The 10774-nt window shown below is 64.7% G+C and carries 7 protein-coding genes; 3 read left to right on the top strand and 4 right to left on the bottom strand.

All coding sequences use genetic code 11. The features are described 5' to 3' along the window. Window positions 1-555 precede the first annotated feature (555 nt). The 3 genes from ACYPYD_RS12225 to ACYPYD_RS12215 are packed head-to-tail and all read right to left on the bottom strand — an operon-like array spanning window position 556 to window position 6157. Window positions 556-3729, bottom strand: a complete 3174-nt coding sequence (locus tag ACYPYD_RS12225) for an efflux RND transporter permease subunit (RefSeq protein WP_459663359.1) — start codon at window positions 3727-3729, stop codon at window positions 556-558. A 3-nt stretch (window positions 3730-3732) separates the two neighbouring features. Beyond that, window positions 3733-4902 carry an efflux RND transporter periplasmic adaptor subunit gene (locus ACYPYD_RS12220; RefSeq protein ID WP_459663357.1) on the bottom strand — a complete coding sequence of 390 codons (1170 nt, stop codon included), beginning with the start codon at window positions 4900-4902 and terminating at the stop codon, window positions 3733-3735. Between the two features lie 4 nt (window positions 4903-4906). Continuing rightward, complete coding sequence (locus tag ACYPYD_RS12215; protein ID WP_036528892.1) at window positions 4907-6157, bottom strand: TolC family protein; 1251 nt, start codon at window positions 6155-6157, stop codon at window positions 4907-4909. A gap of 691 nt (window positions 6158-6848) precedes the next feature. On the opposite strand from ACYPYD_RS12215, the gene ACYPYD_RS12210 reads away from it, so the two are divergent. From ACYPYD_RS12210 to ACYPYD_RS12200, 3 genes are all read left to right on the top strand, one after another. Beyond that, window positions 6849-7346 carry a GlcG/HbpS family heme-binding protein gene (locus ACYPYD_RS12210; RefSeq protein ID WP_459663355.1) on the top strand — a complete coding sequence of 166 codons (498 nt, stop codon included), beginning with the start codon at window positions 6849-6851 and terminating at the stop codon, window positions 7344-7346. 97 nt (window positions 7347-7443) lie between these two features. Further along, the gene (locus tag ACYPYD_RS12205; RefSeq protein ID WP_459663353.1) at window positions 7444-8655 is read left to right on the top strand and encodes an NAD(P)/FAD-dependent oxidoreductase; all 1212 of its coding nucleotides are present in this window, start codon (window positions 7444-7446) and stop codon (window positions 8653-8655) included. 106 nt (window positions 8656-8761) lie between these two features. Next, window positions 8762-9655 (top strand): LysR substrate-binding domain-containing protein, encoded by an 894-nt coding sequence (locus ACYPYD_RS12200; protein WP_036528883.1) that lies wholly within the window; start codon window positions 8762-8764, stop codon window positions 9653-9655. On the opposite strand, the gene ACYPYD_RS12195 is transcribed toward ACYPYD_RS12200, so the two are convergent. After that, window positions 9621-10745: an amidase family protein gene (locus ACYPYD_RS12195; RefSeq protein WP_459663363.1), complete on the bottom strand. Its 1125-nt coding sequence runs from the start codon at window positions 10743-10745 to the stop codon at window positions 9621-9623. The two genes, ACYPYD_RS12200 and ACYPYD_RS12195, sit on opposite strands and share 35 nt — an antisense overlap. Window positions 10746-10774: the final 29 nt, after the last annotated feature.

The following is a 10774-nucleotide window of genomic DNA, read 5'->3' as shown; positions in this document are numbered from 1 at the left end:
TCGGCGACATTAATCAACACTCCCCGCCGCACCCAGAACCGAACTATATTCCCACAACCCGCCTAAAACGTATGGCTCAGGCACTATGCTTCGCTACCTGATCGTACAAAGTCGAGCTTAGATCGAAAGGTTTTAAAGCCGGCGTCTCCGCCATTGCGCTGTTCCGGACCAGTCCGGAACAGCATGGGGCCTCCTTAAAGACCGCCGTTTCCAGGCACCTGCTGACCGACCATCTATACAGGCCAGCGACGGCGATCGGCGGACTGCTCGCCAAGCCAGCGGACTTACACCGACCGCATCTTCATAGCCTTCGCCCGGCTGCAAGAGCAGGTGGCTGACGATCGGCGCTCGATCGGGCTTGGTTCCAAACCTGAAATTCGGCATCTCTACGCAGATTCCGTAAAATGGGGCAGATTGCCATGTCCGCCCCATAATCCTACGCTTTCCTTTGATGCTTTCGCTTCGTTAGCGAAGTGCAATGCAGCAATGGCGGCGCCAAAAAGAGCGATACGAAGATATTCGTATTTAAATATTTGTGCAGATCGACTTCCAATCTTACTTCTTTTGAAGCAAAAACCGAGCGCACAGAGCAGGTAGCACAAAAAGCGTCAAAAGCGTTGCTGACATGAGACCACCGATAACCACGGTAGCCAGAGGTTTCTGCACTTCCGCCCCCGAACCTGTCGCCACCGCCATCGGGACAAACCCCAGCGATGCCACCAGCGCCGTCATAACCACCGGACGCAGGCGGCTCATCGCCCCCTCTCGGGCTGCTTGGGCAGGGGCAATCCCCTGGTCCACCAGCGCCCGGATCGACGTCAACATGACCAGACCGTTGAGCACCGCAATCCCCGACAGCGCGATGAAGCCTACCGCTGCAGACACCGAGAACGGCATACCGCGCACGAACAACGCGAACACGCCGCCGACCAGCGCAAGTGGTATTCCGGTAAACACGATCGCCGCATCCCGCCCGCGTCCCAGTGCCCCGTAAAGCAGCAAAAGGATCAACGCGAAGCAGGCCGGTAGAACCAGCATCAGCCGCTCGCGGGCGGACGCGAGGTTCTCGAACTGGCCGCCCCATTCCAGATGAGATCCGGCGGGCAAACGCACATTGCGCGCGATGGCGGCTTGAGCATCGGAAACGACACTGGCGATATCGCGCCCCCGCACATTGGCCTGCACGACGATACGCCGCTTTCCGTTCTCGCGGCTGATCTGGTTGAGACCGCTGACAATGGCGATATCGGCTACGCTGGAAAGCGGCACATAGGCGCCGCCGGGTGTCGGCACCGGAATCTGCCCCAGCCGGACCGGGTCCGATCTTTCGGCGTCGTCGATCCGGATTGTCACCGCGAACCGGCGATCGCCTTCGAAGATCATCCCGGCATCGCGCCCGCCGACCGCGGCCGCGACCACGTCCAGTACCGCCTTCGCTGAAACTCCAAGTTGCGCCAGCGCCGCGCGGCGAGGCCGGATGTCCAGCATAGGCAGGCCTTCGGTCTGCTCCACTCGCACGTCGGTAGCGCCTTCGGTACGGCGCAGGACCGCCGCGATGCTATCGGCAGTACGCCCCATGGTACCGGGATCGTCCCCAAAGACCTTGATGGAAACGTCGCCGCGCACGCCGGCGATCAGTTCGTTGAAGCGCATCTGGATGGGCTGGCTGATCTCGAAGCTCTGCCCTGGCAGCGCCTCCAGCCTTTTCTCGACCAGGGCAATTAGATCGGCCTTCGGCAGCGACGGATCGGGCCAGGCCTTGCGCGGTTTCATGACGATGAAGGTGTCGGAGATGTTGGGCGGCATCGGGTCGGACGCAAGTTCCGCCGTCCCGGTCTTCGAAAAGACAAAGCGCACCTGCGGCAGCGCAGCGATGGCCTTTTCTACCTGGAACTGCATCGCCTGACTCTGATCGACCGAGGTTCCCGGCACGCGCAGCACCTGCACGGTGGCGTCGCCTTCGTCGAGTTGTGGCAGGAATTCCTGACCCAGCAGCGCGAACATGCCCAGCGCCGCCGCGAAGGCCGCCAAGGCCACACCGAAGGTCCGGCGCGGACGGCGCATTGCCCCTTCGAGGCCCGGTTCGTAGCGGTGCTTGAGCCAGCGCATGATACGCCCCTCCTTCTCAGCGACGGGCCGCGAGAGCAGGATCGCCAACATCGCCGGAACGAAGGTCAGCGACAGCACGAACGCAAAGAGGAGCGCCAGGATCACCGTCAACGCCATCGGCGCGAACGTCTTGCCCTCGATCCCGGTGAGCGTCAGCAGCGGGACATAGACGAGAATGATGATCGCCTGCCCGTAGACCGAAGGGCGGATCATTTCACGTGCTGCCCCGGCGATGGTATCGAGGCGCTCGGCCGGCGTCATTACGCGGCCTTCGCGATGCTGTCCTTCGGCCATGCGCCGCAAGGCATTTTCGACGATGATAACCGCGCCATCGACGATCAGGCCAAAGTCCAGCGCGCCCAAGCTCATGAGATTGGCAGAGACGCCGCCCCGCAACATGCCGAATCCGGTCAGGAGCATCGTCACCGGAATGACCAGCGCCGCGATCAGCGCCGCACGAAAGTTGCCGAGCAGCGCGAAGAGTACCACGATCACCAGCAGCGCGCCTTCGCCTAGGTTCTTCGCCACTGTGCCGATCGTCGAGTTTACCAGTGCGGTACGATCCAGCACCGGCTGGACGATCACATCGGTCGGAAGCGAGGCGTTGATCTCGTCAAGCCGCCTTGCCACCGCTGATGCGACAGCGCGGCTGTTCTCCGCCACCCGCATGACGGCAGTACCAACCACGACCTCGCGCCCGTTCTCGGATGCGGAACCCATCCGCAGCGCCTGTCCGGTCTTCACCGTGGCGACCTGGCGCAGCAGGATTGGCACGCCCTCGCGCGTGGCGATCACCGTATCGGCCAGATCGGCCACGCCGCGCAGGCGCGCATCCGATCGGACCGCCAACCCTTCGCCGTTGCGATCGACGACACCGGCGCCCACTGCGCTGTTGTTCTCCTCCAGAGCGCGCGCAAGCTCGTCAATGCCGATCCTCAGCGCGGCAAGGCGCTGGAGGTCGGGAACGACCTGGAACTGCTTCACATAGCCGCCGATCGCATCGACGCCTGCCAGCCCCGGCGTGTTCTTGAGCAGCGGTGTCACGATCCAATCCTGCGCGGTGCGCAGGTACGTCGCCTGATCCGCCTGCGTGACGAGTCGCTCGCCCTGCGGCGTGATGTAGCTGCCATCTGGCTGAATGCCGGGTTCCCCCGGCTCGTGGCGGTCGTCCTCGCGGTGATCGAGGCGCACCGTCCACATGTACACCTCGCCCAGGCCCGTGGCGATCGGCCCCATTTCGGGTGTGACGCCGTCCGGAAGGTTGCCGTCAACCGTCGCCAGCCGTTCGCTCACCTGCTGGCGCGCGAAGTAGATGTCTGTGGCATCGGTGAAGACGGCGGTGACCTGCGCAAAGCCGTTGCGGCTGAGCGAACGGGTATATTCAAGCCCCTGGATGCCCGAAAGCGCCGTCTCGATGGGAAATGCCACTTGGCTTTCGACCAGTTCCGGCGAGAGTGCGGGCGCGCGCACGTTGATCTGGACCTGGTTGTTGGTGATGTCGGGGACCGCATCGATCGGCAGGCGCTGCAGCGACCAACCGCCAATGAGGCAGGCGATAACCGTGAGCAGCAGCACCAGCCAGCGCCGCGCGACGGAGAAGGAAACGATGGAATGAATCATGGCTCAGTGCTCGTGCTCCGCCTCGCCCTTGCCGAGTTCGGCCTTGAGCATGAATGACCCGGCGGCGGCGATCCGCTCGCCGCCCTTGAGCCCCCGCATGACCAGGACTTGGCCGCCACTCGCCTGCCCGGTTTCCACCGGAACTGCACGAAAGCCCTTCGCCGTCCGTACGAAGACGCTGGGCCGCCCTTCGACGGTCTGGATGGCTACCTGCGGCACCGAAACGGCTGTCGTGCGCCCCATTTGAGGAAGCGCCACCTCGGCGTTCACCGTCTCGCCCACACGCCACTGGCCGGCGCGGTTGTCGAGCGCGGCGATCGCCGGAACCAGGCGGGTCTGCGGATCGAGGATCGGGGAAAGGAACCGAATGGCTCCTTCGGCGCTACGACCCGGCGCGGTGACGGTGACCCGGGCACCGGGCCGAATCCGGGCCGCATCGGCGGCGGACAGCGACAGTGCGATCGTAACCTTGCCGAGATTGGCCACCCGGTACAATTCGGTATCCGGCGCCACCACCTGACCCAGCGTAGCGCTGCGGGCGATCACCTGGCCGGACAAGGGCGAAGGCAGCGCCACCCGGTTGAACCCGCCGGCTGCCCTCCCCGTCACCGCCAGTTGCTGGCGGGCAAGGCGCAGCGCGATCGCTGCCTCGGCCGCTGCCGTTCGCGCCGCAACGAGATCCTGCTCAGCCGAAACCTTCTCCGCGAACAGGCGCCGCTCGCGGGCAAGATTGCTGTTGGCGAGCGACAGGCGTGCCGAGGCGGCCTCGATCTCCCCCTGCATCTGCGCCGCTTCGCGGCTTTCGACGACGGCAAGCGTCTCTCCGGCCTGCACGGCATCACCGAGGTTGCGGCCCAGCGTCACCAGTCGCCCGCCGATGGCCGCGGTCACGATCTGAATGCCCTGAGGATCGGCCTCAATCGTGGCGGACAGCGACACCGCCCCGCCAACGCCGGCCGCACCGACCGTCATGACTTCCACGCCTGCCGTCTTCAACTGCTCCGCGCTGAGCGACACGGTGCCTTCCTCATGACCGCCACTTTCATGCCCGGTCCCCTCTCCACGCCCTTCCTCGCGAGCATGGACTTCGCTGTCCTGTGGTGCGGAACTGCAGGCGCCCAGCATCAGTGCAAGCGCCAGCGCCAGCGCCGCCGCGTGTATCAACGTCTTCATCGGTTCAATCCTCGGTCGGGAGCGGCGCGGGCGCGGGCGCGGTCAGGCGCTCCCTGCGCGCCGTAGCGTCGTGATAGGCGGCCAGCGCATCGACGGCGGCCAGTCTGGTCTCCGCGAGAGCACGTTCGGCATCGAGCAGGTCGAGTTGCCCGAACTTGCCCTCGCGATATCCTATGCGGGCGATGCGCGCGGCCTCTTGCGCAGCCGCCAAAGCCGGACCGCCTGCCACACGGGCCGCCGTCTCGGCATTGGCCACCTCGGCATCGGCACTCGCGATAGCCTGCCCGATGCGGATCTGCGCCACGCGCCTCTGCGCATCCCTTTCGTCCCGTTCTGCATGCGCCTGCGCCAATGCGGCGCTGCCCCGATCGAACAACTGGAGCGGGATCGAGACGCCGAAGGTCATCGCCGTGTCGCGCGTCGCCTCAAGCCGACGCGGACCGGCGAAGAGCTGAAGATCGGGCGCCCGCCGGGCAGCGGCCAGACGTAGCTGCGCATCGGCGGTAGCCACGTCCAACGCGGCCGCGCGAACGGCCAACGTATCGTCAATCACAGCCCGCTCGACCGGCCCGGCGATCGCGAGATGATCGAACCACGCCGCGTCCAGGGCTCCATCCACGGGTGCTACGATCAACCGCGCGAGGTTTCCACGCGCCACCTGGGTCAGCCTCGCCGCCTGCTCGCTGGCTAGACGGGCATTGGCCAACATCAGCTGGCTGCGCTGTTCCTCAAGCGGCGACGCGCGCCCGGCACGGACGCGGACTTGCGAAGCATGCAGCGCCTCACCCGCGATTTCCACTTGCCGCGCTGCAATCAGCGCACGGTGCTCGGCAGCGAGCGCGGCTATGTAGCCTTGCGTCACTGCTAGCCTGAGATCGGCCATGGAAATCGCACGTTCGACCCGCGCCCGTTCCTGCCCGGCATCGGCCACGGCGATGCGTGCAGAACGCTTTCCGCCCATTTCCAGCGGGAGCGTGAATTGCGCGGTCGTCTCCGCACCATCGAAACCGCGATAAGTGCCGCTTCCGGCAACGTTCTCGGTCTGGAGGCTCAGCGAGGGGTTGGGACGCAGGGCGGCGACGGTACGGGCGGCTGCAGCCACGCGAACCTGCGCACTTCCTGCTTCGGCGACGGGCGAGCCTGCGCCCGCCAGCGATAGCGCGCGCGCCAGGGTGAACGGCGGCGGGCCATCGCTCGCGTGTGCGCCGACAGCGCAGCACGCCGCAGCCGCAACGGCTGCGATGATACGATACATATTATGAATCTCCTGAAGACGTCATTCAGCGCCTCGACCGCGCAAGCGGCCGAGGTCGGCGGCGTCATTCAGAAATGGGCGGTTCGATCTCTGGCAGGTGATCGACAGGTCGAAGCGGAAACACAGGATCTGTCTGGCCTGCAAGAGGCATCACACGGCTGTCATCGAGCACGGAGCGCTCAGCCGGTGTGCCGATGTGATGGCCATGGCAGCTACCGTGATGATGGGGAACGGCGCTGTCCTGGTCCGGGGGGGAATGATCTCCATCTCCCTGCCAATGCCACGCCGTAGCCTCCTCGTCATGCTGCGCGAGGCTTTCCGTCGCATGCGCCAAAGAGCCTACGCCGAGCGTAAGCAGAAGGCTGACGAGTAGCAGAAGGAAAGCGGAGCGGCGCACAGCCGGCTTGATAACCGGACGCAGCCGCCTTGTCACCTCCTCCCGCCCGAGATGCGGCTCACGCCTCAACCGGCTCCGGCATTGGCCGATCAAACAAATATTCTCATGAAGTTACTGATAATATTATTATATTTTTCCAACTACCGGACGCAGACCGTTAACTGGAACGGCTTAAGGACGGGCATCCTATAACATTCAGTCATGGACTTACAACGGATCAACCATTGCCGGTAATCGCTGCGCGGGCGAACAAAGGATCAGGAAATCCGCAAGCTCGAGAAGGTCGCCGCTTTCATGAACATCCGTCTGGCCAAGCCCGCAGCGGCGCTGGTCTTCCTCTGGGCGCTGTCAGCATCGTCCGGCGCCATGGGCACGGAGACGCCGGCCCCGCGCTACGGAGAGCCGATCCCGCTTCGAGCCGCTCAAGCGCTTGCGCGACTGGCGAGGGATGAAGCGCATGCACGCGGCCTAGCGATGGCCGTAGCGGTCACAGGGCCGTCTGGGGATCCGATCCTGATCGAAGTGATGGATGGCACTCAATATGCCTCTACCGCCATCGCCCCCGCCAAGGCCCGCTCGGCGGCCCGCTTCCGCAAGCCCACCAAGGTCCTGCAGGACGCCGCAGCAGCAGGCGCCGTCGCCTATAGCGGTGCCGACGGCGCCCTGGCTCTGGAAGGCGGTCTCCCGGTGTCGATCGACGGCAAGATCGTGGGAGGCCTGGGCATCAGTGGAGGAACTTCGGCGCAAGACGGCGAAGTAGCCACTGCCGCACTTGGGCGCTTCAAGCCATAGGGTGGCGGCATGGCCCGCAATGCGTTCGTTGCCTGATCTCGCCGGTGCGATGGGACGGCAAGACAAACAAGCTGGATAAATCGGAGTAGCTATCACCATGACGTTTCAGCGCCGGACAATTCTTGGCGGGTTCGCCGCCATGGCCGCATTGCAGGCCGCGGGGGCCTGCGCAAAGCCGGGCCGCAAGCTCCGCGTCGGCGTGATCGGCGGCGGGCTGATCGGTGCCTCTGTCGCCGCTCAACTCGCCAAGGCGGGAGCCGAAGTCATTGTATTTGAAAAGACGCGTCCCGCCGCGGGAGCCACCGAAAAGTCGGTCGCCTGGATCAATCCCGTGGTCAACGACGCGCACTACATGAAGCTGCGCCTTGAAAGCATGGATGCCTGGCTCGACGATGACCGCACGCTGGGCATGAAGGCAATCTGGGGCGGCTCAATAAGCTGGGCTTACGCCAACAAGAAGGATTCTCTGCAGACCAAGGCGACATTGCTGGAAGCGACCGACGATCCGCCAGTCTACCTCACCGGCGAAGGCATTACCAAGGCCAGCCCCGGCGTGTTTCCCGGTGACGAGGTCAAGCTCGCCTTCCAGACGGTCAAGGACGGCCATGTCGATCCGGTCTTCGCTACCCAGCGCTACCTCGCCGCCGCTAAGCGTTTCGGCGCCGAAGTGCTCTACCCCTGCGAAGTGACCGCGATAAAGGTCGTCGGCGGCGCAGTCGCCGGCGTTACCACGACCAAGGGTGATTTCGAACTCGATCACCTCGTCAGTGTGACCGGCACCGACACGCCGCGCATCATGGCACTGATGGACCGCAAGCTCGAACTTGCGCACAAGCCGGGCCTGGTAGTTCACACCACGCCACGCCCCGTCACCACCAAGCTGGTCTATGAAGCCTCCAGCATCCTGGAATTCAAACAGTACGCCGACGGGCGCTACCTCACCAGCTTCACCAGCGGGCCGCCGAACCTGCCTCAGCATACCGAAATCCTGAAGCATCAGATGGCCTATCCGGATGCGGCGCTCCAGCAATTCCACGGCGACATGCTGATCGCCCGCACTGCCGAATACATGCCTGCCATCGCCGAAGCCAAGGCCACCAGGGTGTTGCTCGGCTTCCGGCCCTACCCGCTGGACAACAAACCGATCGCAGGGCCGGTGCCGGGCATCAAGGGCGCCTATGTGCTGGTCACCCACAGCGGCATCACTCTGGCGCCGATCCTTGGCCGTTACGCGGCGCAGGAGATCATGACCGGCGTGGAGGCCCCGATCCTCGCACCTTACCGCCCTGCGCGGTACATCACCGCATGAGCTTCGCCGCCTGCACGGAAGCAAGACCCCCCGTCCCGTGCGGGCGGCGATCCACAGCCTTTCACGAAGAATTTACTCACCCGCGCCCCAAGCCTATCACGCTCGCATGAATTTCCGGCAACTCGAGATATATCAGGCTTTGATGATCGGCGGGTCAGCGTCACGTGCTGCCGAACTTCTGAACATTACCCAGCCTGCCGTCAGCCGCGCCATTTCGGAACTCGAGTACCGCGTCGGCTTCGCGCTGTTCGACCGGGTGAAAGGCCGCCTCATCGCCACGCCCGAAGGCGAACTGTTCTTCCGCGACGTGTCCAACGCCTTCACGGGCCTGGACACACTGCGCGCTTCGGCCGCACGCATCCGCGATTTTGGATCAGGCAGCCTGCGTATAGCCAGCCTTGCCGCGCTAGGCTCGACCCTGGTGCCGCGGGCAGTGCGGAAGTTCCGGGAGACCAACCCGCAAGTCTCGATCACCTTGCAGATCCTTTCCTCGGCTGCAGTGCGCGATCATGTCGTGAACCAGCAATTCGACATCGGCCTCGCTGCAGACGAAGTTGACCTCTCAGGCGTAGATCACAGCGTGTTCCAAAGCGTAAGGGCGGTCTGCGTAATGCCGCCGGACCACCCTTACGCGGACCGCAACGTTATCCGCGCGGAAGACCTGCACAACATGGCCTTCATCGCGCTGGCGCCCGAAGACCGTGCCCGCGCGCGCATGACCGAGACATTCGACGCGGTCGGCGCGCGTCCGCACATCGTGGTCGAGACGCCGGCGTCCTTGACCGTCTGCGCCCTTGCACTCGAAGGAGTTGGCCTCGGCCTCGTCAATCCTTTCGCGGCGGACGGTTTCGAACAGCGCGGGCTGATCATCAAGCCGTACGAACCGGCAGTCTATTTCAGGGCATACATCCTGTTCCGGCCGGACGCACAGCGCGCGCGCCTGGTGCGCGAATTCGTGTCGGCGCTCAACGGCGCGTTGCGCTCGGGGCCGGGGCAATGAGACAGACGAGCGCCTTCGCGCTTTCACAGGGGACGGTACGGGGCAACGAGAGACTTGCCTGCCAGGCTGCCGCAATCTCCAGCAGGCGCCATTCCTGGCCGCTTTGCCCCAGCAACTCGAGAGAGACCGGACGCAGCCCCTCGGCCGTCATGGCCGAGCCTACGGGAAGCGCGATGGCGGGACGCCCGGAATAGGCTGCAAACCGGTGGGTTCCGAGGGTCTCCGGTCCAGTGTGTACGGCGGCTGAAGGCGCCTGCACGGAAGGGTAGACGATGACATCCACGCAGTCATTGCCGCCGCTGCAGTCGAATGCCTCATCGAACCGATCCGCGACGTATCGATCCCGAAACGAACCGTTGACGCGATAGCGTGGATCCCCGGCAGCGCCGACCCAGTTGGCACCGAACTTCGCGACATCCTCGACGACGCGCGGATCGGTACGCCCGGCATCCCGCAGTTCCCGTAGCTCTGCGAGCAACGCCGATGCATCGTGCGGTACATCGGCACGCGAGGGCAGATAGGCATCCATTGCAGCCGGGAAATCGAAAGACGATCGACTGGCGAACGTCGCCGTCTCGCCGTCAGGCGCATCCTTCCCGGCCAGAACTGTTTCGTCTCGCAAATGCATTTCCGTCACGATGGCTCCTGCAGCGCGCAGGCTGTCGAGCGCTTGCGCTTCCGCTCCTCCCCCGCGCCGCATGAACGCGACGAGCACCCCGACATGCAGCCCCTGCAGCGGATGGTATTGGGCATCTTCTTGCGTATCGGTCAGTACGGACCACATCTTCGCGCAGTCCGCGAGGTAGCGGCACATCGGGCCGATCACGTCCTGCGTCGGGCTGAGCGGGAGAACCCCGCCGATCGGCAACACCCCGAAACCTGGCCGCAAACCTACCACGCCGGTTAGCGCAGCCGGAACCCGCGCCGATCCCGACGTGTCCGTGCCCAGCGCTATGACCCCGAAACCGGCAGCAAGCGCGGCGGCGTTTCCCGAAGACGATCCGCCTGCGCTTTCCGCGAACGCGAAGGGGCTTGTGGTCTGCCCCCGGAGCGAGGATCGCCCGCGGTAATTGAAGGCGAACTCGGACATGTTGGTCTTGGCGACGACAATCGCGCCTG

The sequence above is a fragment of the Novosphingobium sp. 11B genome, assembly GCF_054589055.1.
This window is presented reverse-complemented; position numbering and strand designations above follow the sequence as displayed.